Here is a 25,575-nt window from a genome sequence, read left to right as displayed (position 1 = left end):
AATCTCAGACTGTCCCGCACGATAGGGAAAAGACAGAGAAATAGAAAAGACAGAGGGACAGTCCGCGCCAGAGATCGCACCGGAACGCGGGCTGAGATGTGGATAAGTGCTGAGAAAAGGAGCCTGAGCCATGGACAGCGCAGATCAGGAAGCCGGAGAGAAGCGGGTCAGGGAGCACCTCGTGCTTCCGCTTGAGCGCCGCGGGTTGGTGAAGCCATCGACGCTGACGCGGGCACAGTATGACGAGATGATCCGCGATCTCTGCGCGCGGCTGGCCTATATGACAGAGGCTGGTCTCGACGCGCTCGAAGAATGCGCGGCAGCTCAGCCCGGCGGCAAGGGGCGGGACCGGATGCCAATCGCGAACGATCTGCTCAAATGGGCTGTCGAGATCGAACCGCCGCGCGATGACGGATCACCCCTGATGCGCAAGGTTTTCGCTCATGACATTGGTCGGCGCGCGCTTGATGGCGGGTTCGCTCCAGAGCTGCTCGCCGAGATTAAGAAGCACCGCCGTTGGCCCGGTTCCTACATCGTCGACCAGGCGCAGAGCAGAGCGCGAGACAGCATCGTGAGGCTGGAAGATATCGAGCGACGCTTGATGGCCGGCCGCGAGGTGACGCCTCAGGAAGCACAGTGGCGAGATCGGCGCCGCGAGGTGGTCGCCCGGTGCGAAGAGTGGTCCAGTGCAGGTGGGGCGCAATGACAAAAGTTTTGGACTTCTCGCAAGCGTCGGTCGCTATTGCGGCGGTCGGAGTTGGGCGCGGAATGCGCGAGCTGTCGATCGAGGCCGCGTTGGTCTGGGCATTCGCAACAGAGCGATCCAGCATCGATTTCGCGGAAGAGCGAGACCCTGACAGCTATGCTGGCGGTGGCAGCGCGGATTCGGTTTGGACGTTGATGAAGCGCGGGCGGCTCGGGTGCCGGGTCGACGGTGGCGGGTACTCTGAACCGCACGATGACGCGCAGATGATCTCGTCACAGGTCGCCGCGCTTTCGGAAGGTTCCGGCGGTCGAAAGATGGCGCTGCAGGTGGCGGAACTTGCACGGGTCGGGATGCGGCCTGACTGGATGAAAGATGCTCGTCCACGCTGTGTCGCGGCAGAATGGAAGGGAAACCGACACGGCCGTGGGGCGGCGACGGCAGACGCTGCAGATCTCGGGTCAGTAGGGTGGAAGGCTGCACCTCGTCGGAACCGAAAGGGCGTCGTTGTCCATGACCCAGTGCGGTACTGCCCCGTGATCTTCACCCCAACCGCTCGCACCATCGCAGCGGCCCGGCGCAACTACCTGCAATGGTGGGGAGCGCTGCTGGAGATCGGTGCGCATCTGAGGCTGACCGGTGTGCTTTCCGGCATCAAAATCACCGATGAGATGCCGCCGCTTCATCCGTGGCGAGCAGAAAGTTCTTGACGAAATCTAGAGCTGTTGACATCTTGCCCTTGCAACACGTGCGCCCGGAGCGGAGATCCCGCTGCCGGGCGTTCTTCGTTTCAGTGGTAGATCAGCGAGACATGCATGGGAAAGCTTGCAGGCCGCGGTCTGCCGTCGCGATTGGGTAAGGCGCCGTCGCGCTTCACCACTTCGAGCCCAACAGGAGATGCATCGGTGAGCCGAACGGTGCGACGCCGTGAGGTATCGCCGTGGCGTGCGTGGTACTCGACTGCGCGCTGGCAGAAGCTGAGCTTGAAGGTTCGCGTCGCGGCCAACTTCATCTGCGCCCGGTGCGATGAGCTGGCGATCGGCAAAGGTCAATCGGTCGCCGACCACAAGATACCTCATCGAGGTGACCCGGCTCTCTTCTGGGATGAGGGGAACCTGCAGTGCCTCTGCAAGAGGTGCCACGACATTCACAAGCAACGCGAGGAGGCGGCTGGCCTCCACCGGTAGCGCCGCGAGGCCGACCTCCGCGCGCGGTTGGCTCCGGCGGGCCGCAGGCGGGGGGTGGGTCAAAAGTCCAGGGGGGCTCGGCGCCCAGACCCGCCGCCCCCTCATCCGCACGTTTTTTTCTGGGGAGGACGGAATTTTGAACGATCCTCGTGAAAGAGATCTATTCGGCAATCCCGTGAGAGCCGGTAAGGGGCGCCGTGGGCGGCCTGCCAAAGAGCTGACTGAAAAAGACGTCGACATGCTGGAGGCGGGCCTGATGAAGGGCTGGTCGAACCAGCGGCTCGCCGATGTGCTGGGGGTCGGTCTTTCGACGCTCAAGCGGAATTTTGGGCCGATGCTCCGTGAGCGGAGTGAGTTCCCGGATCGGCTCAAGCTGGCGCTGTTCGCATCAACAGTTCGGAAGGCGCTCGAGAAGGGCGACATGGGTGCGGTCCGCCAGCTCCGTCAGTTGATCGGAGAAGATGAAGCGCTTGAGATCGAGCGCAAGCTTCGCGACCTGCCGGACGAAAAGGACGAGCCGGAAGTGGTGGGCAAAAAGGAGGCTCAGCGGCGCGCGGCGAAGGATCTCGTCTCTGGGGATGCCCAAGGCACTTGGGGCGATGACTTGAGCCCGGGTTATCGGAACTGATGGACGGCGCGCTCGATCTCGGCCGGGACGATTGGTCGACAGCCGTTCCCGACTGGGAAGATCGGATCCGGGGAGGCCGCTCGCTTATTCCGGACCTGCCGCTCTTCGATGAGGTGGCGGAGAAAGCCCTTCGCATCTTCAAGCGGTTGCGTGTTCCGGACCTGATCGGCACGCCGACCTACGGCGAGGTCTGCGAAGAATGGGTTTTCGACCTCGTGCGGGTGATCTTCGGGAGCTACGACCCGGAGACCAAGAAACGGATGTTGCGGGAGTTCTTCCTGCTCATCCCCAAGAAGAATGGGAAGTCGGCGATCGCGGCGGCGATCATCGTGACGGCAGCGATTCTGAATGAGCGCCCGCAGGCGGAGCTGATCCTGATCGCGCCGACGCAGAAAATCGCAAGCATTGCGTTCAAGCAAGCAAAGGGCATCATCGCGCTCGATCCGCAGCTCACCACGCTGTTTCATGTTCAGAGCAATCTGAAGGAGATCACCCACCGGACGACGAACGCAGTCATCATGATCCTGTCGGCTGACGGCGATGTCGTGACGGGATCGAAGGCCACCTACATCTTGGTCGATGAGACGCACGTGCTCGCGAGCAAGCACAAGGCACCGGACATCTTCATCGAGTTGCGCGGCGGTCTCGCCTCGCGGCCTGAAGGTTTCATGCTGCAGATCACGACGCAGTCGAAGGATCGGCCGACCGGGCAGTTCGAGAAGGAGCTGCAGCGGGCCCGCGATGTGCGCGACGGGAAGCTCGACCTGCCTGTGCTGGCAGTTCTCTATGAGCTGCCGAAGAAGATGATCGAGGCTGAGGCTTGGCGCGACCAGAAGACCTGGGGGCTGGTCAATCCGAACCTGGAGCGGTCGGTATCGCTCGACTACCTGCGCGACAAGATGATCGAGGCCGAGAGCGACGGGCCGGAAGCGCTCGCGCTGTTCGCCTCACAGCACTTGAACGTGCAGATCGGGATTGGTCTCGGCAGCGGGCGCTGGGTCGGCGCCGACTACTGGGAAAAGGCTGGGCGCGACATGTCGCTCGACGACGTGATCGAGACATCTGAGGTCTGCGTCGTTGGGATCGACGGCGGCGGTCTCGACGATCTTCTGGGGCTTTCGGTGCTCGGCCGACACTCGGAAACGAAGAAGTGGCAGCACTGGGCGCGCGCTTGGGCGGATCGCGACGTGCTGCGGCTGCGCCAAGTCATCGCGCCGGAACTGGCGAAACTAGAGCAGATCGGCCAGCTGACGCTCGTCGACAATATCGAGGACGAAGCGAACCCGCAGATCGTCGAGATCTGCACGCGGTTGCGCGAGGCGGGGCTATTGCCCGAGGAACGCGGGATCGGGATGGACCCGGAAGGGGTCGGCTCGATCATTGACGCTCTGGTCGAGGCTGACTTCGAAATGTCGATGATCTGCCCGATCAGCCAGGGCTACAAGCTGAACGCGGCGATCAAGACCGCACCGGTCAAGCTGAAGAATGGAACATTCGTTCACTGCAACCAGCGTCTCATGACCTGGTGCGTGAGTAACGCAAAGACCGAAGCGCGCGGGAATGCGGTGATCGTAACGAAGGCTCAGAGCGGATCGGCAAAGATCGACCCGCTCATGGCGCTCTTCAACTCGGTCATGCTGATGAGCTGGAATCCAGTGGCCGCAAAGAGAAACGACCTGCGCGACTTCCTGTCTAACCCGGTGATGGTGGTATGAAGCGATTGATCAAAGCAGCCATTCGAGGCGTTCGCCAGGAGCTGGCCGTCGGTCAAAGTGGCTGGGTGAGCACAACTACCGCGCAGTCGCTTCCGACAGTTGGTTATAGCTCGGCAGCAGGAAAGAACGTCTCGGCCGACTCCGCTTTACAGGTCTCTGCTGTGTGGGATTGCGTCAAGGTCACCTCACAGGTCGTTTCTTCGCTCCCGCTCAAGCTCTTTGAGCGTAGCGGGCCGAATGCGCGGCGCGAAGTGGATCATGACATCGCCTCGATCGTCGGGTCGAGCCCGAATTCGGTACAGACGAACGTCGAGTTTTGGGACGGGATGGTGGCGCATCTGACGATGCGCGGAAACGCTGTGGCGGAGCGCCAATTCGTCGGGCGCAACTTGGTCGGGCTCAAGCCGCTCCCGGGGCTTACGCCCTTTCTCGATCAGTCCGGAAAGGTGGTCTACGAGTTTTATGACCGCGGCAAACGCGAGAAGCTTCCTGCGGAGAAGGTTCTGCATCTTCGCAGCTTTGATCCGGGCACCGGGATTGGCCTCTCCGCGATCAAGTACGGCGCCAATTCTATCGGCGCTGCGCTCGCGGCGGATGAAACTGCGGGAAGCGTGTTCTCGAACATGATGATGATGGCAGGCTTTCTGATGTCGGAGCAGACGCTCGACGCTGAACAGCGCCAGCAGGTGCAGGACATGATGCAAACCTTCGCGGGGTCGCGGCGCGCGGGCAAGATGATGACGCTCGAGGCTGGGTTCGATTTCAAGCAGGTTCAAATGAACCCGGAGGATGCTCAGCTTCTCGCGACCCGCCAGTTTCAGGTTGAGGATGTGTGTCGCTGGTTCGGAGTACCGCCGATCATCATCGGCCACGCCGCGCAGGGGCAGACGATGTGGGGGAGCGGGATTGAGGCGATCATGCTGTCCTGGCTGACACTGGGAATCAACCCGCTCTTGACGCGGATCGAGGCTCGGCTGAACCGAGACATCATCCCTGCCGAGAAGCGCGGTAAGTGGTTCTTCAGGTTCAATCGCGAGGCAATGCTGCAGATGGATAGCAAATCGAAGGCTGAGTTCCTGTCGAAGATGGGCCAGTCGGGAACGATGACCGCCAACGAGCGCCGCGCGAAATTGGACCTGCCGCCGCATTCTGATCCCAACGCGAATGAGTTGCTCGCGCAGACGGCGCTCGCGCCGCTCGGAGACCTTGGAAAGGACACGAACCAATGACGATGCGCAATCTCCCGAAAGCAAATGTGCCCGTCCATCCCGGCGTGAAGTCGCATGTCGGTGAAGTGGCCGCGAAGCGCTGGAACCCGGATATTCGCGCGGCGGCGAGCAGCTCCGATTCTGAGCGCACGATTTCCGTGCTCGACGTGATCGGTGCTGACATGTGGGGCGACGGCATCACCGCCAAGCGGATCGCCGGTGCGCTGCGCGCGATGGGGGATGGACCTGTCACGGTGAACATCAATAGCCCGGGTGGGGACTTCTTCGAAGGACTGGCGATCTATAATCTTCTGCGCGAGCACAACGGGGAAGTCACCGTTCATGTGCTCGGGATGGCAGCATCGGCCGCTTCGGTCATCGCAATGGCTGGCGATCAGATCCTGATGGCCCGTGCGAGCTTCCTGATGATCCACAATACCTGGGTGCTCGCCGCCGGAGATCGCCATGCTTTCCGTGAGGTCGCAGATTGGCTTGAGCCGTTCGATGCCGCTGCGGTCAGCATCTACGCCGCGCGCACCGGTATCGACGAGAAGAAGCTCGGCGCGATGCTCGACAAGGAGACCTGGATCGGCGGCGACGCTGCGGTCGAACAGGGTTTCGCCGATGATCTTCTGAGCTCCGATCAGATCGATGCTTCACCTTCCAACAGTGCCGGCGCTGGCCATGCTGCGCTGAAGAAGCTCGACATGCTGCTCGCGAACGGGGTGAGGGCTACGAAATCCGAACGGCGGGAACTTCTCGCCGCGGCAAAGGGGGGCAAGTCTGGCGCTGCCCCGACCGGCAAGTCTGGCGCTGCCGTTAGCGACTGGGCGCAGTCTGCGCTCGACAAACTGAAAACTCTCTGAGGAACACGACAATGAAAAAGCTCATGATGCCCGCCATTCATTTGGCGGCAATGCAGGCGCATGTCCCGGTTGCAGTGATCGGTGGCGTGCGGAATGAAACGCTCGATACCGAAGCGATGCTGAAGAAGGTCAGCCAGCAGCTCGACCAGATCAACGGCGAGACCAAGAAGACCGCGGAGAACGCGCTGAGCGAAGCCAAGAAGGCGGGCGAGGTCTCGGCGGAAACCAAGGAGACGGCCGACAAACTGCTGACGCAGCAGACCGAGCTCCACAACGCCGTCAAAAAGCTGACCGAAGAGCTCGAGGGTGTGAATCAAAAGCACCTCGATATCGCTCAGCAGATCGCCGATGGCCTGCCGGGTAACAAGACCGGCGGTGTGAAGTCGCTGGGTCAGGCGGTGCTTGAGAGCCACGACAAGATCAAGGCCTTCAACGGCGGTACGATTGCCCTCACGGTGAACAACGCCATCACGACCGCGGCTGGCTCCGGCGGCGGGCTCATCTTCCACGATGAAGAGCGTGATCCGGTGCGTATGCCGCGCCGCCGGCTGCTGGTTCGTCAGCTGCTCACGCAGGGGCGCACATCGTCCGACCTGGTGACTTACCGAAAGCAGGTGGTTCGCACCAACGCTGCCGCTCCGGTTGCCGAGGAGGGGACTTACCAAGCTTCGACCTACGGTTGGGACAAGGCGACGGCGCAGGTCAAGAAGATCGGCCACGTCACCCATGTTTCCGAAGAGGCCTTGGCTGACGCAGACCAGCTTCAGACCGAGATCGATGGTGAGCTTCGCTACGGTCTCGATCTCGAAGAAGAGAACCAGATCCTCGCGGGCGACGGCACCGGTGAAAATCTCTCGGGGCTGCTGAGCAATGCTCCGGCATTCGTCGCAGCTGCTGGCCTTCCGAACGCAACGCGGATCGATCGTCTGCGTCTGGGTATTCTTCAGGTTACCCTCGAAGATTACATCGCTTCGGCCATGCTGCTGAACCCTCTCGACTGGGCTGCGATCGAGCTGCTCAAGGTTTCGGGCACGGACAACCGCTACGTCTGGGGCAACCCCGCAACCGGCAACACGCCGATGCTCTGGGGCAAGGACGTGGTCGACACGGCCTCGATGTCTTCGGGCGAATGGCTGGTCGGTGATCTCGCGATGGCGGCGACCTACTACGATCGCTCGGAAGTCGAAGTGCTGTTCTCGACCGAGCACGGCACGAACTTCATCGAGGACATGGTCACCATGAAAGCGCGCAAGCGCGCTGCGATGGCGAACAAGCGTCCGCTGGCGATGGTGCAGGGCGACTTCACCTTCGTCTGATCGACGTAGCAGAGCGTAGCGGCGCAGTCAGCTGATCGCGCCGCTTTCTCACTGAAAAGGAGACTGACATGTTCGTTCATGTGAAATCGACGCGGCATACCAAGATCGGAACCCTCCGTCGCGGTGTCGTGTATGCGATCGACGAAAATAACCAGGCGGCTCGTTCCGTGGTCGCAGCCCACACCGGGGGCGATAACCCCGCGATGAAGAAGGTCAGCGCGGCGGAAGCGAAGAAGCTCGCCACCAAGATGGTGTCGCTCGACCTTGAGGATGGATCGCCCACGCTCAGCGAGGATGCTGATGAACTGTCAGCGCAGTTCGAGGCAATGACTGGCGCCCTGAAAGCGGCGGAAGAGCAGCGTGATGCTGAAGCCGCGAAGGTGACCGAGCGCGATGCAAAGATCGACGAGCTGACGTCGGCGCTCGAAGACGCTGAGAAGCAGCGCGATGACGTGATCGCGCAGGCTTCCGAGCAGAAAGCCAAGATCGATGAGCTGCAGGCCATGGTCGCCGAAAAGGACGACCAGAAGCCGAAGCAAGACGGCAAGAAATAACGGTAGGGAGCGCTCCGCATGGCTTTGCAGGTGTCCGACCTGAAATTGCATCTCAAGATCGACTTCCCCGACGACGATCTTGAACTGGATCGGATGCTCTCTGCGGCCACGATGCATGCGGAGCGTTACCTCCGGCGCGATTTCGCGACTGAGTACCCAGACGGCCTTCCGAAGCCGATCGAGGTAGCAATCATGCAGCATGCAGCGAACATGTACCGTTTCCGGGAAACAGCTTCGACTTCGAGCATCACCGAAGTCCCTATGGGATGGAAAGAGCTGCTCTCGACTTACCGGGTGTTCAGTTGACTGGGGCAGGGGCGCTTGGTCAGCGTGTCGCGTTCGATGCACCTGGTTCTACGGTCGGGCCCGGCGGTGTCGTGTCGTCGACTTGGCAGCGCCATCACGAATGCCGCGCCCAGCTGATCTATCAGCGCGGCAGCGAGGTGGTTGAAGCGGCGCGCCTTGAGGGGCGGCCGATCTACAAGGTCAAGATCCGCTCCTGCGCGGCCGCGCGCGCGATCACGACGGATTACCGGATGATCGACCTTCACCGAGCCGACACGGCCTATGCGGTGATCGAGGTCGATGCCATCACGGACCCGATGTGGGTCTATGTGGTGGTTGAGGGAGGTAAGGCGGCATGAGCGCGGACGTGGCCCTGCAGGACGCAGTCTATGATGCCCTGATCGCCAACGCTGGCGTTTCGGCGCTTGTCGGCGCTCGTGTCTTTGACAACGCGCCGGATGGTGTTGCCTATCCCTACATCACCTTCGGCCCGTCGCAGGCGGTCACCGACGATGTGGAATGCATCGACGGTGAAGAGAACTATCTGCAGATCGACGTGTGGACGCAGGAGGGCGGATCGAAGCGCGGTGCCAAGGTATTATGCGCGGCGGTGAAGAAGGCGCTCCACAATGCCGCACTAGTGCTGTCCGATCCAGTCGCGCTGGTCCTCGTGGAGGTCGAAGATACGCGCGTGATTGGTGATCCGAATGAGAAGGTCGCGCATGGCATTGTTTCGCTCAAGGCGATCACGGAGGGCTGAGAACTACTTCAGGCCAGCTTTCGCTTTGAAGATTTTGATCGTTGCTCGGCAAAACTCGACCCCGCTATCTGCAGCGGAGCCATACTTGGCCAGTGCAGGTTTTTTGTCGCCTTGGTCCCAAGCATAAACTAATGGAAGGCAGTCCAAGTAATCGCGCTGCAACTCGGCAGATTTAACCGCCTCCTGTGCTGCCTGCCGAGCCTCGCTCTCACGGTGCATCGTCGAGATGAAGAAGTAGGCTGCAATCGCTGATGCCGCGATCACGCTCGCCGCTGCTAATTTAATCATGGGGGCTCCAATGCCTGACTATGGTGCAAATCGTCTCATCGCCAAGCTGCGAAAGCATGGCGCTGCGGTCATTAAAGCTGCTGACGCTGCCGCAAAGCAAGGCGCAGACGAGACGGCCAATGTGATGCGCGCCACCGCGCCGCGCGATGATCTAGAGCTTGTTCGGTCGATCCGTGTAGAGAAAGCCGACCAGGTGATGAGCAGCAAGGGAAAATCGAGTAAGTTCATCGGCTACCTCGTGAAGGCAGGTGACGAGACGACGATCGTGACAAATGAACGCGGCGTGAAATTCCAGAACGCCAAGCTTCAAGAGCATGGCACGAAGAACATGCCGGCTAATCCGTATTTCAATCCGTCATGGCGGCGGGTGAAATCGCGGGTGAAGGCAAGAATAACGCGCCAGATCCGCAAGGCGTGGCAGAGCGGCAATGCCTAGGCAGCGCTGCTGGCTCGTCATCGAGTATTTCGAATTCATGCCACGCCCAAGCGTGGTGATGGTGTTCCGCCCGGGCGATGTCCGGTGCGGCCTGACGCGCGCGTGCCGCGAAAAGGCAGGCGATCGGATCAGGGAAGTCAGGGAATAGCCCTGTCGCCCGTCAGATGCCCTTGGGCAAGGCATATCACAAAGGAGCCACTCAATGGCTAAACCGACCTCCTATGTCGGCTCGACGGTTGCGGCGCAGCTCGAAACCTCGACGCCCGGCACCTTCGCGCGCCCTTGCGGGCTCAATAACCACACCGTGCAGTTCTCCAAGAACACGCAGGACATCGTCGTCCCGGACTGTGACGATCCGGAACTCCCGGCATGGATCGAGCGCGGCGTCGAAAGCCTCGATATGAGCGTCAACGGTTCCGGCGTCCTTGCTGCTGAGGCGGTGACCACGTGGTGGGAAGCGTTCAACAGTGGCGATAGCATCAATGCCCGCATCTATATCGGCAAGCCTGATGACACGACCAACGGTCATTATTGGGAAGGCAAGATGCACGTCACCGCGTTCGAGATCACCGGCGAGCGCGGGAACAAGGCGCAGGTCAGTGTCACGCTCGTGTCCGACGGAGAGATGACCATCACGGCGGTGACCTGATGGAGCCTATCCGGCTGAACTATCCGAGCGGAGAAGATGAATTTCTTCTCCGCATCGGGGAACTCGAAGCGCTCGACGATCTGACCTCTGACGGCGTGCTCGATCTGCTCTATCGCCTTCGCATGGGGCAGGATCGCGGCAACCTCACCTATGCGCCGGTCAAAGTGCGCGAAGTGATCGCTTGCATCCGCCTCGGCCTCATCGGGGCCGGAATGGACCGCGAGACAGCGCACCGAAAATCGCGCCAAGCCTTCGAAGATGGCGACATGGCGGAACTGAACCTTCTAGCCTTTACGGTGATCTCCCATTCGCTGGCTGCAAAAGAGCATGACCCGTTGGGGGAGGTGGAGGCGGGGGAGGAGAGCGGCCTAGATTCTCCCGCATCTACGGAAACGGGGCCGCCCTCGGGTTCACGCCGTCGCAAGTCAAAGAAATGACGCTCTGGGAATATTCAGCATGCATCGAGGGCTGGAACAGAGCGCAAGGCAAGGGCGCGGGCTCAGAAAACCCGCCGCTCACAGATGAGCAATACGATGCTCTCTGCGATATCATGGATGGTCTCTGATGGCAGACAATACCGCCGGAATGGAACTCCCGATCGGGGTAACAGAGAACAAGATGCTCCAGCAGCTCGCGCGCCTGGAGAAGAAGCTTCTCGATACCCAGGACAAGGCGGGCAAGGGCTTCGTTAAGGCGAATGCGGCGGCAACCGGCTCGTTTCTAAAGATGTCGAAGTCGGCACAGGCTGGCATCCAGAACGTCAGCTATCAGATGCAGGATTTGATCGTCCAGATTTCGAGCGGTCAGGGCGCCTCGCGCGCATTGTCCCAGCAGCTTCCGCAACTCCTTTCTGGCTTCGGCGTCTTCGGCGCCATCCTCGGCACGGTGGCGGGCGCGACAATTCCGCTGGCTGCCAGCTTCTTCAATACCGGCGAAGAGGGGAAGGCGCTTAAGAAGAAGGTCGACGACCTCACGAAGTCGATCGACGAATATCGCGGCGCCGTCAAAGACGCGTCTCTTCCGACTGACGAACTCGCGAAGAAATACGGGACGGCGACCGCTGCGGCTAGGGAGTTTCTGGACGCCCTCGTGAAGATCGATCGCGCCAAGACGATCACCGGTGCACAGGATATCGGGAAAGAGATCGCAAAGGGATTCGGCGATTTCGGGGGGCTGAATGGTTCGCAGGTGAGTGACCTTGCGGCAAAGGGTGTCGCCGGGATCAAGCGTGAGCTTCAGGACGTGGCGCGGCAGTTCACAGTCGTGACCGACGCGGCGAAGCGGCTCGATCTGTCGAACCTGCAGGCGAGCCTGCAGGGCCAAGCAAACGACGCGGAAGCGATCGCGAAGGCTATCGAGAAGATCCAAGACAAGCTAGGCCTGTCGAAAGAGGCTGCAACGCAGTTTGCGTCTGCTTTGGCCGATCTCGCTCAGGCGAAAACGGTTGGCGATCTGGTCAGTGCATTCTCGGAGATCAAGCAGCAGATCGAAGCCGCATATCCGGACATCAACAACATGCCGACAGCTGTGGCTGATCTCTATCATCAGGCAGCCAATGCCGGTGAGGCGATGGCAAATCTCACCGGCGCCAGCGAAAGCGCTGGAACTGCGATTAGCAATGCAGCGAACGAAGCTGCGCGCCTAGCGCAAAACCTCGGTGCTGCAATGGCTGCGCTCGCTCAGGTTGAGCAGGGGATCGTCACCGCGAACCGGCGCGCGTCGAACCAGCTCAAAGTGAAGCTTGCAACGGTTGGTAATCCGGAGGGTCGAGCTGCTGGTCTCGCGCGCGAAAAGTACAACGAGGCGAGTGGCGCTGCCGCATATGCGGCTATCGCGAACGGAAGCACATCGACACTCACAGAACTTTCGCGGCGCACCGCTGCTCAGGCAGAGGCAGCGAAAGAGATCGCAGCGGCGCAAGAGCAGCTGTCTGCCGCGGAAAAAGCTTTCCAGAAGTCGCAGAGCAGCAGCGGGAAGGACAAGACCGCAAAGGATCGGCAGAAGTTCTTCGACACCGCTGACCAGCAGATGGAGAGCATGAAGCGCCAGATCGAGCTACTGGGGAAAACGAAGGCAGAGGCGGCCGCCCTCGAAGCCAAATGGAAGCTGCTCGACGAGGCCAAGAAGCGCGGGATCGATCTCGACAGCCAAGTCGCGGGGTCGGGTGAGACGGTGCGCGAGCAGATCGACCGACAGGCGCAGTCCATCGGCGACCTGACCGCGAAATACGAGCAGGCCCGCGAGCGTGCGCAGTTCTTCGAGCAGGCTCAACAGACGCTGAAGGATGGGCTCGTCGACGCGATTGTTGAGGGCAAGAACCTGTCCGGCGTGCTGGAGGATCTGGCGAAGATGCTGGCGAAGGCTGCGCTGCAGGCCGCACTGTTCGGCGATGGCCCGCTTGGCGGCAGCGGCTCGGGGCTACTTGGTGGCATTGTTTCTGGCATCTTCGGTGGCGGTTCCACCCCCACGATGCCGAAAGGTGGATACACGCTGGCAAACGTCAACAGCTTCGACGGCGGCGGCTTCACTGGCCTTGGCATTCGGTCTGGCGGCATCGACGGAAAGGGCGGTTTCCCGGCCATCTTGCACCCGAACGAGACAATCCTAGACCATACCAAGGGCCAGTCCGGCGGCGTCAGCGTCAGCATGAGCATCGACGCGCGAGGCGCGAAGGGTGGCGAGGCTGAGAACCTGCAGCGCGTAGCAGGACAGATCGTCGACCAGGCTGTTGCCAAGGTCAAAGCCGCACAGAAACGGGGATACTGATGCCGGATTTCCCGAAGACGATCATCACCGGCGTCACCCGACAGCTTGCAAGCGCCGTCACGTCCACGCAGTCGCCGTTCACGCTCGGTCGGCAGGTGCAGGACTGGGGCGGCGAACTCTGGCAGTTCAAGATCGACGTGGTACTGCGGGGCAAGAACGCGCGCGCCTTCGAAGCCTTCACCAACGCCATCCTAAACAAGCGCAAGATCTTCACCCTGCGCGACGCCCTGATCTGCAACTCGAGCCGCACCGAGGCCATCACGGTCAACGGCGCCGGGCAGTCCGGCAACCAGCTCGTCACCAGCGGCTGGGGCGCGGCTGGCATTGCGGCCGGCGACTTCTTCTCGATCGGCACGGGCGACGAGGCGCGGCTCTACCAGATCACCGAGGACTGCATCCCGGTCGCGGGCGATTGCACGCTCAAGTTCGTGCCGCGTCTGCGCTCGATGCCGAGTGAGGGTGAGGCAGTCGAGATCGCTTACCCGCAGGTGGCGATGCGCGCGATCGAGGATGTTCCGACAAGTATCGCGGTCGGCGTGATGCGCTTCACGGTCAGCGTAGCGGAGGCAGTATGAGCCGGGATATGCAGGCGGCGAATCTCGCGTCGATCGGCGATCAGATGGTGCGGATCGTCGGCTTCTTCGAGGGCGAGTTCGCGGGTGGCACGGTGCGGCTGTGGACTGGCGACATCGGCACGAACTTCACCTGGGACGGCAAGGAATGGGCCGGGGCAGGGACGCTACTCGGGTTCTCGAACATCGAAGAGACGAATGATGTCGTTGCTAGCGGGATCAGCGTCTCGCTCTCCGGCGTCCCGGTGGACATGGTAGCGATCGCGATCGCGGAGTCGGAACAGAACGCCCCTGGCACGCTGTGGATCGGGTTCATGTCTGAGGACTGGCAACTGCTGGCCGATCCAGAGTTGGTGTTCTCCGGTCTGCTCGATGTCCCGACAATCGAAGATGGGGCCGACACCTGCACGGTCACGATCAGCTATGAAAGCCAGCTGATCGACCTGCAGCGTGAGCGGGAGTGGCGCTACACGAATGAAAGCCAACAGGTGCTCTATCCCGGCGACAAGGGCTTCGAATACGTCACCTCGATTCAGAACAAGACCGTAAATTGGGGCAAGGACTGATGCGAAAACCGGATTGGCCCAGCATTCTGACGCGCGAGATCGAGGCTGCCCGTGGGCGGCCTTTTTCATACGGCGAGCATGACTGCGCGACTTGGGCGTTCGATGTTCGCCATGCGCTGATCGGGGGAGATAACCCGGCAGAGCAATGGCGCGGGCGCTACCGCACTGAGATCGGCTGCGCGCGGGTCATGAAGCGGCTCGGCTGGGAGAGCGTCGAGGCGGGCGCGCGGGCGCTCCTGGGCGAACCACTCGCATCAGTTCGGCTGGCGCAGCGCGGCGATATCGTCTTCGCAGACGGTGCGCTCGGAATTTGCATTGGGAAAGAGGCCGCGTTCGTGGGTGCGGACGGGCTTAAGGGCAAGCTGCTGCGCGACTGCGCTCTGGCTTGGAGGGTGTGATATGCCGCAGGCTGCTGTCGGTGCTCTGGCCCTTGGTGGGGCGGCTGTTGCTGCTGGTGGTGTCGGTGCCGCGCTTGCCGCGACCGGATTCATCGGAATTGCTGCCAACTTCGGTGCCTCGCTCCTTCTGTCGGCTGCCGCGTCCGCGCTCGCGCCCAAGCCTGACTTCGGGATCAAGTCCCGCGATGTCACGGTGCGAGAGCCTGCATCGCCGCGCAAGATGGCTTATGGCACGGTCCGCACTGGCGGCACGATCGTATTCTTGGAGACCAGCGGCGAGAAGCGCCTGTCCGACCAGAACCAAGACGGCTGGGTCAATGGCCCGTGGGATCTGACCGAGCTGAAGGAGTGGCTCGACAAGCTGCTCGGACCGGTTCAGGACGCGTTCGGTGGCAGTGACGCGACAGAGGAGACCTTCGAGAACCCCGGAAAGCGGATGCTGCACATGATCATCGTTCTCGCTGGTCACGAGGTCGAGGCGATCGACGAGGTCTATTTCGACGGCGAACTCGCGTTCAACGCAGATGGATCCCCAGCGCTCAACAAAAAGGGAAAGCCGAAATACGTCGGCAACAACGTCTATGCCCAGATCGAGAAGCGCCTCGGCGCGCCGGATCAGGAAGCCTTCACGCTTGTGCGCGACTACCTGCCCTATAAGTGGACGGCTGACCATAAGCTAAGCGGCTGCGCAGCGCTTGCTGTAACGCTGTATTTCGACCCGAAAAAGTTTGCCAACGGGATGCCGAACGTTACCGCGAATGTGCGCGGGAAGAACAACATCCTCGATCCGCGCACCGGCACCCGTGGTTATACCGATAACGCGGCGCTCTGCCTCGCAGATTACCTTGCAGACAGTACCTATGGGCTCGGCGCCGAGATCGACGACCCGCGAGGCACCAACGAAGATGAGCTGATCGCGGCCGCGAATGCCTGCGATGAGGTGGTGGCAACCGTCGATGACGCGACCGAGACGCGGTACACGCTCAATGGGATCGTCGACACCAGCCAGACGCCGCAGACAGTCATCCGCGCCATGCTGACCTCGATGGCTGGGCATGCAGTACGGCGAAGCGGCCAGTGGTATGTGCTGCCCGGTGTCTATCGCCCGCCCTCGATGAGCCTCACGGACGGGCAGGCGACAGGTTCGCTCAAGCTCGTGACACGGCTTTCCCGGAGCGACAACTTCAACTCCGTCCGGGGCACATTCGTCAGCCCGGAGAATGACTGGCAGGTCGATGATTTCCCGGCTTACGAGAGTGCCGCCTACCTCGCAGAGGATCGCGGCCGGAAGTCGTGGCAGGATATCGAGCTTCCCTTCACCATCTCGGCGTCAATGGCCCAGCGGATCGCGAAGATCGAACTCGAGCAGGCGCGCCGTCAGATGTCGATAGAGTGGCCTGGGAACCTGAGCATCATGCAGGTCGGTTGCGGTGATGTCGTGAGCGTCACGCGCGATCGCTGGGGCTTCGATGGCAAGCCATTCATCGTGACGGGCTTCACCTTCGAGAAGGCGGACAACGGGTTGATCCCGAGCTTGCGGCTGGCTGAGACGTCTCCGCTTGTCTACGACTGGGACTCGAACGAGGCGCAGATCTACGCCGCGGCGCCGCGCACCTCGCTGGATGATGCGTTCGACGTCTTCCCGCCGGGCATCACCGATGTCACCGAGAGCCTCTACGCAACCCGCCAGAACGCGGTGAAGGCGCGCACGGCAGTGAGCTGGTCGGAGAGCCTGAGCGGGAGCGTCGATCGGTACGAGCTGGAAGGCAGCCTCGACGGTGGCGAGTATGGGCTCCTTGCGATCACGCCAAACCTCACGGCGAGCATCGACGACATCACCCCGGGCAACTGGAAGTTCCGCGTCCGGGCAGTGACGATCCTCGGCGCGGATTCCGATTGGTCCTCAGTGGTGACGAAAAAGATCACCGGCCTCGGAGACGAGCCTGCGGCGCTGGTGGACGCCACGCTTCAAGCGGCTGGCGGTCTCGCAATCCTGAAATGGGACCTGCACGCGGATCTCGATGTGCGCATCGGTGGTCACATCGTGATCCGGCATTCGAGCAATGCCGTCCCCAGCTGGAGCAACTCGGTTTCCGTGGATGAGGTGTCCGGTGCTCAGACGGTCGCGTTGGTGCCACTCGTGCCCGGCGCGTACATCGTCCGAGCCCGCGACAGCTCCGGCATCCTTGGGCCCGCGACGACGCTGATCGCGATGGGCGTGCAGGCCGTGCCGTTCACAGCGGTCGGCACGCTGCAGGAGGACGACACTTTCACCGGCACGAAGACTGCGTGTGGGGTCGTCTCTGGTGCGCTGCAGCTTTCGTCCGGGGAGCTGATCAGCTCCTTTGCATCAATCGCTGCACTGCCGTCGATCGCATACCCGACCGGAACGGTCGCGGGGCAGGCGACATATGAATTCGCGAACAGCTTTGACTTTGGGGCTGTGAAGACCGTTCGACTGCGTCGCGAGATCGATATGGCGATAATCAGCCTCACGGACAGCATCGCCGGGCGCCCAGGCAAGGTGTCTACGTGGTCCTCGATTGTTGGCGCAGGTGGCGCGGACGCAGATGCATGGGTCGAGGTCGCCCTGACCGACGACGACCCCGCAGGAACGCCCGTTTGGGGTGATTGGAAGCTTGTCGAGAATGACGAGATTACTGCACGCGCGGTCAAGGCGCGCGCTCAGATGAAAACGCTTGATGCGAAATACACGCCACGGATCTCCGTGCTGCGTCTACATGCTGACGAGGTAGCATAATGTCCCAAGTTCCGAACTATGCCGTCGAGGACAGCGATGGCGCGATGTTCATTGCGCAACTCAACGATCTGTTTTCAGCGGTCAAAACACTCAATGCAGGCGCGACGGAGCCCGCCGACCCGTCTCCGTCGATGCTCTGGGCCGACACGAGCACGAGCCCTCCCGCCATCAAGGTCAGAAACGATGCCAACACTGATTGGGTAGATGCCCTGCAGGCGTTCGGAATGTCTAATAATGGCCAGTCTCTGGCCAAAGCGGCTACCTATGCGGCAATGCGCACGCTGTTGGGACTCAAGACGCTCGCGCTCTACGATATCCAAGGTCTCAGCAAGGGGGTAACGACCGCCTCTGTGAGTGATGGGGTTCAGGCGAGCTCCTATTCGCCTTCGCCGGATACCGGGAACATGCGTCACATCACCAACGGCGGAGCCTTCACTTTCAACGCGCCCATCTTCGCCAATGAATACACGATGGTCATCGAGGTGACGAACAACGCGACCGCAGGGGCGATCACCTTCGCTGGTTTCGACAAGGTGAACGGAGAGAGTGATCTCACTACGACAGATGGCGACGTGTTCATCATCTCGATCGCGAAGACCAAGAACAAGGTGATCGCCAACATCGGGGCCGCCCAATGAGCTTTCCTTTGTCTCCTCTTTTCTTACAGGGCAAGCGTGGTAGCTCTTCGGTATTTCTCGACCCGTTCATGACCACCTCGCCTGCTGCAGACTGCCGAGAGGGTGACCTCGTGATCGTGGTCAACAAGAAGGACCAAGGCGGTTCGCCCCCGGGTCTGCCCAATGTGCCATCCGGATTCACCTCGATCATGGCGATCTCGGCCTCCGGAGGCTCGCCCACGACCTATTACCTCACCATGCGCATGAGCTACGGGATCATTGGAGCGAGCGGTTTCCCCGCCGTTCCAAACGATTTCGTGAGAGCCTTTGTGCTTCGTCCGGCCAAACCTACGGCTGCGCCTCTTGCTGTCGCGAGCATTGCTCCCGGTACAGTTGACCTATCAGGTTATGCGAAGCCGATTGCGGCGTTCAGCTGCTCGATGCAGAAGAATTCGCTTGTTGCCGCCAGTACGCTTTCCGGTGGCTCTGGAGATCTCAATCTAAGCTATGCCCAGGCCTACAGCGGGCTGTCCATCAAGTATCGGATGCAGTTTTTCGTCGGCGGCGCGGCCTATACGCTGGACCCTGCAACGTACACCCTCAGCGAGGGTACGCCGGACGTGATCTTTGGCTCTCCGCAGGGCTACGTCGAGACATTTGCCGTTCACAACGCGGCCTGATCCCACCCCACAACCAGACGACGACATCCCGCCACAGGCGGGCTTTTTTGTGCCGAAAGGGGGCATGACGTGATGACAGAAGACATCCGGCCACGGATCGAAAACAGCGAGCGTGGGATCACGCTGAACAAGTCGTTGGCGTGGACCATTCTCACGGCCCTCATTGCTGGAGGGTTCTGGGTCGGCTCGCAGGTGACGGCGCTGCAATCCATCACGCAGGACAACAAGGCCCGGTCAGCTGACCAGAGCGCCGAAATTACCGTCATCAATAACCGTCTTCGCAGCATCGAGACACAGCAGGCCCGCAGCGACGAGAAGTTCTCGAACATTCTCGGCTACCTAACGCGCATCGACGCCCGTCTCGAGCGGATTGAACAGGGGAAGTGAAACCATGAAACTGATCTCCAAAGAGGAGCGCCATCGCGCTCGCATCGGCTATTCCTTCGCAGGCATTGTGCTCACGCTTTGCGCACTTCTGACGCCTGTCGTGAGTTGGAGCTGGCTCGGCTATCAGCTCGACCCGAATGCGGTGTTCTTCATTGCGCTCGGCTTGCTCGTTTTCTCCGCAGTAGGGCGCTTCATTGCGCAGCCGCAGGGCTTCTGGGCAAACCTGTGGCGCATCGGACTGATGGTCGTGATCATGGTTTTCGCGATGGCGCACTTCGCCGCCGCCGAGGTGTATCGACCAGCGGGCCCCCAGCTCTCGCCCAGCCAATCAGCGATCGCGCCCGGTGCATCCGTCACTGAGCATCAGATCATCATGCGCGCGTTGCCAGAGATCAAGCGGCACGAGGGCGTTCGGCTCACCGCGTACCGCGACCCAATTGGCATTCCTACGATCTGCTCCGGCACGATCCGTGGTGTCAGCATGGGAATGACGATATCTGCCGCCGACTGTGACCGGCTGATCGCATCCGAGGCCACGGAATACTGGCGCGGCGTCTCGCGGGCGATGACGCTGGAGACGAAGCGGCTGCGGATCAACGTGCCGCGTGGGGCGGCATGGACCGATTTCACGATCAACGTCGGCATCGGCGCGGCGAGTAAATCTACTGCAATGCGGCGGTTGAATGACGGGAACGTCACGGGTAGCTGCAAGGCAATGACCTGGTTCAACAAGGCGGGTGGCTTTGTCTGGGTCGGCCTCGTCGTCCGGCGCGACGACAATTACGACATGTGCATGGTGGGCGCGTGATATGGCTCGCCAAGAACTGGCGTCTGGTAGCGTCGCTCGGTCTGCTCGCCACCGCGTTCGGCGCGGGCCTGTGGGTGCGTGACGCCTTCTGCCGCGCCAAGGTGGCCCAGATGCAGGCGAACGCAGCAGAGGCCACGTCAGCCGCCCTCCGGGCCGAGCGGGTCCGCACCGCCCATGCAATCGCCGAGGCCAATGACAAAGCGCGCCAGCTAGCCGACGCCGAAGCGGCGCTGCTCGCCGCTCGCGATGCCCGCGCCGCAGCCGAAAGGAGGCTCTTCGATGCGCTTGATGCTGACCCCGGTCTTGATGCTCCCGGCCTTCCTGGCAGCGTGCTCGACCAAATCCGCGGACATTGGGCCCAATGAGCCGCTGGCGCAGATCCGCGTTGAAGTCCCTGCAGCGGCGCGCGTTCCGTGTCCGGCGCCAGAGACGTTTATGGCGGCAGGCGGGACGCTACGTGCAGACGCTGTGACGATCACGCGGCTCGGGGACGCGTTGACCGACTGTGAGCGGCGACGGGCGCTGGCGGTGAGTGCGGTGAATGGGTGAAACAAGAGGCGCTCCGATGAAAATATTCCAGGACGTCCTGCCACACGCAGCAAAACATCGGGATCAAGAACAAAAGAGCAGCCTTCATGTCGACGGCCCGATATCGACGTACCAACGCAAGCAGAGCGCGATCTGGACGAAGCAGGGCTGAGGCGGGGGTATGAGCTCAAAGCGACAAAGGGGGACCCCGAATGATTAATGCTCTCGCGAAAGCCCACCCATAAACGCACTTTTCCGGTAAGCTGAGGCAGACGGTTGCGGTCGGCAAAAAGGTCGACCATCTCAGGCGAGCGATAAACTTGTCATCTCGGCCAACAGCTTGTGCTGAGGTGAAAGCCTCCGATAATCCCCATAGATTAAGTGATTCTTTGAGAGGAAGTTATGGCCAGAAAGCTGTCGATCAGCGTGCCCGGAATCGGGAGCTTTAGAGCTTCTAGTAAGAAGGCGCTGATCGCGCTCCTCGTTCAAGAGAAAGAATTTTGGGAGAGCCTATTTCCAGAAGGGGTTCCCACCCGTTTCAATGATCACCATCGAACGAGAACCGATGCACTTCAATATTCGAAGGTTATTTCGACTGTGGAGGAAAGTTCAGTCGACGAGTTAAGGTCAGACGTAAGTCTGATGGGAGTAAAAGTGTTTCCACCCAGAGGCACTGCAATGGGTAAGGTGCTCGCGATACTGAGTTCGAGCGACAATCCAAGATATAAATTTGTGATAGCGAACGTCATGACCGCTCGATTGCGTGTTTCGGAAGGGGTCCCTAGAAATCAGATTACTGGAGACTTTGAGCAGAACATGCTGACAGTCTCACAGTCCATCGAAGCGCTCGCTGACGTCGTCGAAAATTTCAAATCGTCGCTCTTCCTTAGAGAGCAAGAGAAACTAGTGAAGTCTCTCGTTGAGAACATCAGCCTCGATCAGGTGGCGGCGACGGAAGCATCTCTAAAATTATCAACTTTCTCTTCTGAAGAAATAGCTCGCAGACGCGCTGAGACGTCACGATTTCGCAGGATCAGGCTTGCGATTGCGGACCGATATAAAGCCAGAGGGGAAGAACTGGTGGCCGACTGGGATGGGAGGTTTCGTGATGCCCATGACCGGTACATAAAAAAGCTCCAGTTCGAAGCTCCCGTGACGCTGTGGAAGAGAGAGAAAAAGAGACACACTTGGCGGTCAAATGTGGCTCTTTTTTCGTTCATCTTGGTTCTCATCCTAATCATCGGCGCAGCGACTTGTGGCGTCATCGCCTATGGTGACACGATCGCAAACAGCTTTCATCGCAACAGCTGCTCTACAGCGGATCCTTTCGACTGCCGCGACATCCTCAATGCGAAGGGTCCGCTAACGGTTGGGGTTATTTTGCTCGCTGCTTCTATGCTGCTCTGGTTGATGAAAATCCTCAATCGAACTTACAGGGAGGCGGGCCAGCACGCCGAGAATGCAGCAGAGCGGAAGGCGTTCGTGGAGACCTATCAGGCGATGATCGAAAGTGGACAAGTCCCTGAGGAGCATAGAGCTATCATTTTGAACGCTGTCTTCCGACCCTCGAAAGATGGTCAACCGGTCGACGACAACAGCGGCTTAGACGTTTCCGCCGTAAGTGCCATCTCAAAGATCCTCCACGGCGGCCGGGTTTGATTGCTGCTACTATCTGTGAGGCTAACTACACGCCGCGCTGAATGGATTGGGCACCGAGGCTGGAAACCGAACACAAGCGGAATTCAGACTCCGACGGATCGGCGCCGGATAGGAGCGCACGGGTTTCGGAGAGACCAGGTCAATCTTCCATCCTGCCAGCCGGAGCCGCGGGCGGCGCACAATCTCCCGGTGCTTATTATAGGAGCTAGAACGCATGTCGTGGATTGCTGAGAACTGGGCTGACCTATCCGCCGTGACCGGGCAGCTTCTTACCGTCGCGGGCGCGGCATGGGCGGTGCGATCGCTTCTACGGCTGACCCCTGACGCGGCGGTTGCGATGTGGAAGCAAGCGGGTGGGCTCAGCTCAGTTGATGATCGAAAGATCAGGGATCTTCCAGCGGTACGACAGCTACTCAGCGACGCCTCAAATGCGCGTTGGGGCGTTGCGCTGGCGGCTGTTGGTACGATACTGCAGGCCCTTCACCCCATAGCCAATCTGGTCCACTGAAAGAAGGTTGCGATGAAGCCCTCCGGGATTAAAGTCGAGCGCCGCGAGGACGGCACGCTATACGTCGCGAAAGAGACCTGGTCGGACACGATCCCGGCCGACATGATAGACCACTGGATCGACTGGTACGCGCAGATGCACAAGCAGCACGGATATGACGGGTATCGCGAGATGTCCGAAGCTCTGCGAGCGGCGACTGTGCGCTGATGGGGAAGTTTCACGTCTGCCACCGCATCGTCATCCGCGACGAGGATGACCGGATCGTCTCGGACGAGCCCTATGACAACTTCATCGAGGGGAAGGACGCGTTTGATCGGGTTGAGGCAATGCCGGGCCAGACCGTCGCGCTGCAGCACGGGGCGAGGGTGATCTTAAAGAAGTTCCGGTGAAGTTGACGCCGTGGCGCTCGTATTTCATCGATGATAGTTTTGATGACCGCACCGTGAGGCAAGTGGGTCTAATCAATATCTACCGCAGCGGCATCTCAGAGAGCTCCGATTTTTTCTCGACATTAAAGAGCCGGCTAATCCGCTTCCGCCAGACCTAACTTCCTAGCAAATTCGATGTCGTAACTCAGGACATGTTCTTGGAATTCTTTGAGGAAGACCGGCTCGCGTTCTTGTTGCTCTTGGAACATTTTCTCAACGGCGGGTAATGCGTTTTCTGGGTCCCAAGATGTCACGTACCCCTGATGGTCCTTTGAAGAAGACTTTTTGAAAAGCCTTGCATATCGCACTGGCGTGATCCCGATGAATTGCTTGAATGCGACGCGCTGGGAGCAAGGATCCGTCGAATCAACCTCAATAGAATCGGGGTAAAGGTGGTTCACAAAGCTCTTCGGATAAGGTTCCAAGAAGACTACAGATGTAATTCCGCTAGCGACGATGTGCTTGGCACAATTGTGGCAAGGGAAAGTTGTGCAGTAAAGGTTAGCCCCTCCAATAGCTGCGCCATTGCGAGCCGCACCTGTTATCGCGGCCATTTCAGCATGTACGGCTCGACCGAACTCCAAGGATGACATGACCTGGGTCTTTTTGAGTGGGGCATCATCTCCATCGAGATACTTCTTTTCTATCTCTTGGGCCTCAATCTCCCCATCCTGTAACTCGCCGTGGTCGCGTAACTTCTCTACTATTTCGATCACCATCTGGCGCTTTAGAATTGTATTTACGTCTCGACCGAGGGCGACATCTCGAGCGTCGACGCCATCTTCAGCCCAGTAAGTCCCACCAAAAGCTTTTGGCGCCTCGTTGAAGCCAGTTGCGACTATATAGCCTTCTTTCTCGATGGCCGCTCCCACCTGCCTCGCGGTGTCGCAGGATGTTAGAGCAACATTGGCTGCAAGGTTCTGAAAAAATTCCGACCGGGTAGGGGAGACCTTGGGGTCTTGAAACAGTGCCCGGAAAAATCGGTTCAGGGTTTCTTTCGCTTCTTTGGGCTTCGATGTGTCGATGATGACATCGGCTTGATGGAAAACCTTTCCCACTCGCTGTCCGAAGTCATTGTCGGCCTCAGAGTCGTCCTTCGCAATCAAGATTTGCGCGGTTTCTTCCCAGTTGCGAGCGTTAGGAGCTTCTGCATGCCCACCTGCGAATTTTTGCGCTAAACCCGCTCGGCGCAGGTCGGCGGGTTCATGGCAAGAAACAAGAATGAATTGGTCGCCATAGACCTCACGAAGTGATTTTGCTTCTTCCGGCCGTTTGATCTGGTCGACGATGTACGCGATCCCGAAATCATCGTCTTGTGGCGTCGCCTGCTGGCGTGCAAATGCGATGTTAACTACCGCCACCATGGCGAAGTAATCGTTCCGACCGGAAAGTTCTCGTAGGAGATTGCAGGCTTTTATCCTCGTGTCGAAGCGTGCTTCCGCGGGGCTATCTTGCAACTTTACGCCTACGTCGACTTCCTTGAGGTGATCGGTGAGCTTTATGACCCTAGATTTGTAGTAGAGGCTGTGCAGCTCTTGCTTCAGCCAGCTGGATACCTCGACAGTGTCCACGCCGATTCGACCGACGATGCCGATAACAAGCTCTGGAGACGCGACAGACATGATATCACTTTCAGGTATGATTTTCTAGATTTCAAATTCTTCTAGCATATGCTTTCTGAGACTACTCTAGGGAGTCAACTATGAAAAATGAAACCACAGGACAGACCGCAGTGACCTTCACTTCAGCATTCAGGCATGCAGTGAAGCAATATGATAATTTGAGTGCCTCCAAGAAGGAGGACATAAGAAGGACGAAGGCTCGTCTCCAGCATCGTCAGGAGAAAGCCAAGGAGTTTGCTTCGGCTTCCTGAAGCGAGGCTATAAGCGAAAAAATACTCTATGCTACTGCGCGCTCACGATTTTCTATCGTCGGCGCGTTTTTCATGGTGGAGAAAGGCCGTCGCCACCTGGCTAGGTGCGCACAAGCGTTTCCTAGGCGAGTCGGTCGTAGAAGCAGGTAATCGGAGGGTAGCAAGCGTCTTAAGGAGTGGGTCGGATACTACAAATCTGCGGGACACCTTCGCGGTAACCCATTGATTTGCATGATGCGCTATTTCGCACCTGCGGGACACCTAGTCCCTGTTTTCCAAAGGAAAAGAGGGAGTTTGGTGGGTGACCCTGGAATCGAACCAGGCGTGGGTCGCCCCGGCGGAGTTACAGTCCGCTGCCGCACCTTGCAGCACGTCACCCGACGCTGGGCGGGAGATACAAAAGGGGGCGGGAGGCGTCAAGAGAGAGTT

31 protein-coding genes and 1 tRNA gene are annotated in these 25,575 nt (G+C 60.0%); 28 read left to right on the top strand and 4 right to left on the bottom strand.

Going from position 1 to position 25,575, the window contains the following annotated elements:
• Window positions 1-130 precede the first annotated feature (130 nt).
• A complete protein-coding gene (locus BMI85_RS06585) occupies window positions 131-706 on the top strand; it encodes a hypothetical protein (RefSeq protein ID WP_078600332.1) in 576 nt (191 codons plus the stop codon).
• Window positions 703-1,413 carry a hypothetical protein gene (locus BMI85_RS06580; RefSeq protein ID WP_246832501.1) on the top strand — a complete coding sequence of 237 codons (711 nt, stop codon included), beginning with the start codon at window positions 703-705 and terminating at the stop codon, window positions 1,411-1,413. Before BMI85_RS06585 ends, BMI85_RS06580 begins: the two co-directional genes overlap by 4 nt.
• A gap of 80 nt (window positions 1,414-1,493) precedes the next feature.
• On the opposite strand, the gene BMI85_RS21620 is transcribed toward BMI85_RS06580, so the two are convergent.
• Window positions 1,494-1,715 carry a hypothetical protein gene (locus BMI85_RS21620; RefSeq protein WP_246832536.1) on the bottom strand — a complete coding sequence of 74 codons (222 nt, stop codon included), beginning with the start codon at window positions 1,713-1,715 and terminating at the stop codon, window positions 1,494-1,496.
• Window positions 1,716-2,026: 311 nt separating this feature from the next.
• Here BMI85_RS21620 and BMI85_RS06570 point away from each other — a divergent pair, with 311 nt between their 5' ends.
• From BMI85_RS06570 to BMI85_RS06530, 9 genes are all read left to right on the top strand, one after another.
• On the top strand, window positions 2,027-2,518 hold the full coding sequence (locus tag BMI85_RS06570) for a hypothetical protein (protein ID WP_143595013.1): 492 nt from the start codon (window positions 2,027-2,029) through the stop codon (window positions 2,516-2,518).
• Complete coding sequence (locus tag BMI85_RS06565) at window positions 2,518-4,233, top strand: terminase large subunit (protein WP_078600326.1); 1,716 nt, start codon at window positions 2,518-2,520, stop codon at window positions 4,231-4,233. The genes BMI85_RS06570 and BMI85_RS06565 overlap by 1 nt, the downstream gene beginning before the upstream one ends.
• Window positions 4,230-5,462 (top strand): phage portal protein, encoded by a 1,233-nt coding sequence (locus BMI85_RS06560; RefSeq protein WP_078600324.1) that lies wholly within the window; start codon window positions 4,230-4,232, stop codon window positions 5,460-5,462. Before BMI85_RS06565 ends, BMI85_RS06560 begins: the two co-directional genes overlap by 4 nt.
• Window positions 5,459-6,307, top strand: a complete 849-nt coding sequence (locus BMI85_RS06555) for a head maturation protease, ClpP-related (RefSeq protein ID WP_078600322.1) — start codon at window positions 5,459-5,461, stop codon at window positions 6,305-6,307. The genes BMI85_RS06560 and BMI85_RS06555 overlap by 4 nt, the downstream gene beginning before the upstream one ends.
• Before the next feature lie 11 nt (window positions 6,308-6,318).
• Window positions 6,319-7,623, top strand: coding sequence for a phage major capsid protein (locus BMI85_RS06550; RefSeq protein WP_078600320.1), 1,305 nt, complete (start codon window positions 6,319-6,321; stop codon window positions 7,621-7,623).
• A 68-nt stretch (window positions 7,624-7,691) separates the two neighbouring features.
• The gene (locus BMI85_RS06545) at window positions 7,692-8,177 is read left to right on the top strand and encodes a hypothetical protein (RefSeq protein ID WP_078600318.1); all 486 of its coding nucleotides are present in this window, start codon (window positions 7,692-7,694) and stop codon (window positions 8,175-8,177) included.
• Window positions 8,178-8,195: 18 nt separating this feature from the next.
• Window positions 8,196-8,483, top strand: a complete 288-nt coding sequence (locus BMI85_RS06540) for a head-tail connector protein (RefSeq protein ID WP_078600317.1) — start codon at window positions 8,196-8,198, stop codon at window positions 8,481-8,483.
• Complete coding sequence (locus BMI85_RS06535) at window positions 8,444-8,821, top strand: head-tail adaptor protein (RefSeq protein ID WP_281480483.1); 378 nt, start codon at window positions 8,444-8,446, stop codon at window positions 8,819-8,821. Before BMI85_RS06540 ends, BMI85_RS06535 begins: the two co-directional genes overlap by 40 nt.
• Window positions 8,818-9,222, top strand: coding sequence for a DUF3168 domain-containing protein (locus tag BMI85_RS06530; RefSeq protein ID WP_078600314.1), 405 nt, complete (start codon window positions 8,818-8,820; stop codon window positions 9,220-9,222). The genes BMI85_RS06535 and BMI85_RS06530 overlap by 4 nt, the downstream gene beginning before the upstream one ends.
• Before the next feature lie 3 nt (window positions 9,223-9,225).
• Here BMI85_RS06530 and BMI85_RS06525 read toward each other — a convergent pair whose 3' ends face one another.
• Entirely contained in the window at window positions 9,226-9,510 is a 285-nt protein-coding gene (locus BMI85_RS06525) for a hypothetical protein (RefSeq protein ID WP_078600312.1), read from the bottom strand.
• 10 nt (window positions 9,511-9,520) lie between these two features.
• Between BMI85_RS06525 and BMI85_RS06520 the strand changes: the two genes are divergently transcribed.
• The 16 genes from BMI85_RS06520 to BMI85_RS06440 all read left to right on the top strand — a co-directional run bounded on the left by BMI85_RS06520 (window position 9,521) and on the right by BMI85_RS06440 (window position 23,234).
• Window positions 9,521-9,946 (top strand): HK97-gp10 family putative phage morphogenesis protein, encoded by a 426-nt coding sequence (locus BMI85_RS06520; RefSeq protein WP_078600310.1) that lies wholly within the window; start codon window positions 9,521-9,523, stop codon window positions 9,944-9,946.
• A 202-nt stretch (window positions 9,947-10,148) separates the two neighbouring features.
• The gene (locus tag BMI85_RS06515) at window positions 10,149-10,595 is read left to right on the top strand and encodes a phage tail tube protein (protein ID WP_078600308.1); all 447 of its coding nucleotides are present in this window, start codon (window positions 10,149-10,151) and stop codon (window positions 10,593-10,595) included.
• Window positions 10,595-11,032, top strand: coding sequence for a GTA-gp10 family protein (locus BMI85_RS06510; protein ID WP_078600306.1), 438 nt, complete (start codon window positions 10,595-10,597; stop codon window positions 11,030-11,032). Before BMI85_RS06515 ends, BMI85_RS06510 begins: the two co-directional genes overlap by 1 nt.
• A gap of 127 nt (window positions 11,033-11,159) precedes the next feature.
• On the top strand, window positions 11,160-13,361 hold the full coding sequence (locus tag BMI85_RS06505) for a hypothetical protein (protein WP_078600304.1): 2,202 nt from the start codon (window positions 11,160-11,162) through the stop codon (window positions 13,359-13,361).
• Window positions 13,361-13,936, top strand: a complete 576-nt coding sequence (locus BMI85_RS06500; protein ID WP_078600302.1) for a hypothetical protein — start codon at window positions 13,361-13,363, stop codon at window positions 13,934-13,936. The genes BMI85_RS06505 and BMI85_RS06500 overlap by 1 nt, the downstream gene beginning before the upstream one ends.
• The gene (locus tag BMI85_RS06495; RefSeq protein WP_078600300.1) at window positions 13,933-14,499 is read left to right on the top strand and encodes a hypothetical protein; all 567 of its coding nucleotides are present in this window, start codon (window positions 13,933-13,935) and stop codon (window positions 14,497-14,499) included. The genes BMI85_RS06500 and BMI85_RS06495 overlap by 4 nt, the downstream gene beginning before the upstream one ends.
• On the top strand, window positions 14,499-14,897 hold the full coding sequence (locus tag BMI85_RS06490; protein ID WP_078600298.1) for a hypothetical protein: 399 nt from the start codon (window positions 14,499-14,501) through the stop codon (window positions 14,895-14,897). Before BMI85_RS06495 ends, BMI85_RS06490 begins: the two co-directional genes overlap by 1 nt.
• 1 nt (window position 14,898) lies before the next feature.
• Window positions 14,899-17,658, top strand: a complete 2,760-nt coding sequence (locus BMI85_RS06485) for a phage tail protein (protein ID WP_078600296.1) — start codon at window positions 14,899-14,901, stop codon at window positions 17,656-17,658.
• Window positions 17,658-18,296, top strand: coding sequence for a hypothetical protein (locus BMI85_RS06480; protein WP_078600294.1), 639 nt, complete (start codon window positions 17,658-17,660; stop codon window positions 18,294-18,296). The genes BMI85_RS06485 and BMI85_RS06480 overlap by 1 nt, the downstream gene beginning before the upstream one ends.
• Window positions 18,293-18,955: a hypothetical protein gene (locus BMI85_RS06475; RefSeq protein WP_078600292.1), complete on the top strand. Its 663-nt coding sequence runs from the start codon at window positions 18,293-18,295 to the stop codon at window positions 18,953-18,955. Before BMI85_RS06480 ends, BMI85_RS06475 begins: the two co-directional genes overlap by 4 nt.
• 72 nt (window positions 18,956-19,027) lie before the next feature.
• Window positions 19,028-19,342, top strand: coding sequence for a hypothetical protein (locus tag BMI85_RS06470; RefSeq protein WP_078600290.1), 315 nt, complete (start codon window positions 19,028-19,030; stop codon window positions 19,340-19,342).
• A gap of 4 nt (window positions 19,343-19,346) precedes the next feature.
• A complete protein-coding gene (locus BMI85_RS06465; protein WP_078600288.1) occupies window positions 19,347-20,150 on the top strand; it encodes a lysozyme in 804 nt (267 codons plus the stop codon).
• Window positions 20,147-20,515, top strand: a complete 369-nt coding sequence (locus BMI85_RS06460; protein ID WP_143595012.1) for a hypothetical protein — start codon at window positions 20,147-20,149, stop codon at window positions 20,513-20,515. The genes BMI85_RS06465 and BMI85_RS06460 overlap by 4 nt, the downstream gene beginning before the upstream one ends.
• A 565-nt stretch (window positions 20,516-21,080) precedes the next feature.
• Window positions 21,081-22,337, top strand: coding sequence for a DUF6161 domain-containing protein (locus tag BMI85_RS06455; protein ID WP_078600284.1), 1,257 nt, complete (start codon window positions 21,081-21,083; stop codon window positions 22,335-22,337).
• 520 nt (window positions 22,338-22,857) lie between these two features.
• Window positions 22,858-23,052 (top strand): hypothetical protein, encoded by a 195-nt coding sequence (locus tag BMI85_RS06445; RefSeq protein ID WP_078600280.1) that lies wholly within the window; start codon window positions 22,858-22,860, stop codon window positions 23,050-23,052.
• Window positions 23,052-23,234 carry a hypothetical protein gene (locus tag BMI85_RS06440; RefSeq protein WP_078600278.1) on the top strand — a complete coding sequence of 61 codons (183 nt, stop codon included), beginning with the start codon at window positions 23,052-23,054 and terminating at the stop codon, window positions 23,232-23,234. The genes BMI85_RS06445 and BMI85_RS06440 overlap by 1 nt, the downstream gene beginning before the upstream one ends.
• 134 nt (window positions 23,235-23,368) lie before the next feature.
• On the opposite strand, the gene BMI85_RS06435 is transcribed toward BMI85_RS06440, so the two are convergent.
• The gene (locus tag BMI85_RS06435) at window positions 23,369-24,895 is read right to left on the bottom strand and encodes an anti-phage dCTP deaminase (protein ID WP_078600276.1); all 1,527 of its coding nucleotides are present in this window, start codon (window positions 24,893-24,895) and stop codon (window positions 23,369-23,371) included.
• Window positions 24,896-24,975: 80 nt separating this feature from the next.
• On the opposite strand from BMI85_RS06435, the gene BMI85_RS21365 reads away from it, so the two are divergent.
• Window positions 24,976-25,146 (top strand): hypothetical protein, encoded by a 171-nt coding sequence (locus BMI85_RS21365; protein WP_168174746.1) that lies wholly within the window; start codon window positions 24,976-24,978, stop codon window positions 25,144-25,146.
• Between the two features lie 295 nt (window positions 25,147-25,441).
• On the opposite strand, the gene BMI85_RS06430 is transcribed toward BMI85_RS21365, so the two are convergent.
• Window positions 25,442-25,525: transfer RNA gene (locus BMI85_RS06430), tRNA-Tyr, on the bottom strand.
• Window positions 25,526-25,575 lie beyond the last annotated feature (50 nt).

It is taken from the genome of Thioclava sp. DLFJ4-1 (genome assembly GCF_002020145.1).
In the GTDB taxonomy this organism is placed as follows: domain Bacteria; phylum Pseudomonadota; class Alphaproteobacteria; order Rhodobacterales; family Rhodobacteraceae; genus Thioclava; species Thioclava sediminum.
Note: the sequence above shows the minus strand (reverse complement) of the source record. Positions and strands in the feature narration are given on the sequence as shown.

Bases quoted from the DNA above. Each gene is read 5' to 3' on its own strand.
- BMI85_RS06565 (WP_078600326.1), top strand. From the start codon at position 2,518: ATGGACGGCGCGCTCGATCTCGGCCGGGACGATTGGTCGACAGCCGTT.
- BMI85_RS06475 (WP_078600292.1), top strand. From the start codon at position 18,293: ATGAGCTTTCCTTTGTCTCCTCTTTTCTTACAGGGCAAGCGTGGTAGC.
- BMI85_RS06465 (WP_078600288.1), top strand. From the start codon at position 19,347: ATGAAACTGATCTCCAAAGAGGAGCGCCATCGCGCTCGCATCGGCTAT.
- BMI85_RS06530 (WP_078600314.1), top strand. From the start codon at position 8,818: ATGAGCGCGGACGTGGCCCTGCAGGACGCAGTCTATGATGCCCTGATC.
- BMI85_RS06510 (WP_078600306.1), top strand. From the start codon at position 10,595: ATGGAGCCTATCCGGCTGAACTATCCGAGCGGAGAAGATGAATTTCTT.
- BMI85_RS06515 (WP_078600308.1), top strand. From the start codon at position 10,149: ATGGCTAAACCGACCTCCTATGTCGGCTCGACGGTTGCGGCGCAGCTC.
- BMI85_RS06455 (WP_078600284.1), top strand. From the start codon at position 21,081: ATGGCCAGAAAGCTGTCGATCAGCGTGCCCGGAATCGGGAGCTTTAGA.
- BMI85_RS06540 (WP_078600317.1), top strand. From the start codon at position 8,196: ATGGCTTTGCAGGTGTCCGACCTGAAATTGCATCTCAAGATCGACTTC.
- BMI85_RS06560 (WP_078600324.1), top strand. From the start codon at position 4,230: ATGAAGCGATTGATCAAAGCAGCCATTCGAGGCGTTCGCCAGGAGCTG.
- BMI85_RS06550 (WP_078600320.1), top strand. From the start codon at position 6,319: ATGAAAAAGCTCATGATGCCCGCCATTCATTTGGCGGCAATGCAGGCG.
- BMI85_RS06495 (WP_078600300.1), top strand. From the start codon at position 13,933: ATGAGCCGGGATATGCAGGCGGCGAATCTCGCGTCGATCGGCGATCAG.
- BMI85_RS06555 (WP_078600322.1), top strand. From the start codon at position 5,459: ATGACGATGCGCAATCTCCCGAAAGCAAATGTGCCCGTCCATCCCGGC.
- BMI85_RS06585 (WP_078600332.1), top strand. From the start codon at position 131: ATGGACAGCGCAGATCAGGAAGCCGGAGAGAAGCGGGTCAGGGAGCAC.
- BMI85_RS06580 (WP_246832501.1), top strand. From the start codon at position 703: ATGACAAAAGTTTTGGACTTCTCGCAAGCGTCGGTCGCTATTGCGGCG.
- BMI85_RS06435 (WP_078600276.1), bottom strand. From the start codon at position 24,895: ATGTCTGTCGCGTCTCCAGAGCTTGTTATCGGCATCGTCGGTCGAATC.
- BMI85_RS06520 (WP_078600310.1), top strand. From the start codon at position 9,521: ATGCCTGACTATGGTGCAAATCGTCTCATCGCCAAGCTGCGAAAGCAT.
- BMI85_RS06445 (WP_078600280.1), top strand. From the start codon at position 22,858: ATGAAGCCCTCCGGGATTAAAGTCGAGCGCCGCGAGGACGGCACGCTA.
- BMI85_RS06490 (WP_078600298.1), top strand. From the start codon at position 14,499: ATGCGAAAACCGGATTGGCCCAGCATTCTGACGCGCGAGATCGAGGCT.
- BMI85_RS06480 (WP_078600294.1), top strand. From the start codon at position 17,658: ATGTCCCAAGTTCCGAACTATGCCGTCGAGGACAGCGATGGCGCGATG.
- BMI85_RS06545 (WP_078600318.1), top strand. From the start codon at position 7,692: ATGTTCGTTCATGTGAAATCGACGCGGCATACCAAGATCGGAACCCTC.
- BMI85_RS06525 (WP_078600312.1), bottom strand. From the start codon at position 9,510: ATGATTAAATTAGCAGCGGCGAGCGTGATCGCGGCATCAGCGATTGCA.
- BMI85_RS06470 (WP_078600290.1), top strand. From the start codon at position 19,028: ATGACAGAAGACATCCGGCCACGGATCGAAAACAGCGAGCGTGGGATC.
- BMI85_RS06440 (WP_078600278.1), top strand. From the start codon at position 23,052: ATGGGGAAGTTTCACGTCTGCCACCGCATCGTCATCCGCGACGAGGAT.
- BMI85_RS06485 (WP_078600296.1), top strand. From the start codon at position 14,899: ATGCCGCAGGCTGCTGTCGGTGCTCTGGCCCTTGGTGGGGCGGCTGTT.
- BMI85_RS21620 (WP_246832536.1), bottom strand. From the start codon at position 1,715: ATGAAGTTGGCCGCGACGCGAACCTTCAAGCTCAGCTTCTGCCAGCGC.
- BMI85_RS06535 (WP_281480483.1), top strand. From the start codon at position 8,444: ATGGAAAGAGCTGCTCTCGACTTACCGGGTGTTCAGTTGACTGGGGCA.
- BMI85_RS06505 (WP_078600304.1), top strand. From the start codon at position 11,160: ATGGCAGACAATACCGCCGGAATGGAACTCCCGATCGGGGTAACAGAG.
- BMI85_RS21365 (WP_168174746.1), top strand. From the start codon at position 24,976: ATGAAAAATGAAACCACAGGACAGACCGCAGTGACCTTCACTTCAGCA.
- BMI85_RS06500 (WP_078600302.1), top strand. From the start codon at position 13,361: ATGCCGGATTTCCCGAAGACGATCATCACCGGCGTCACCCGACAGCTT.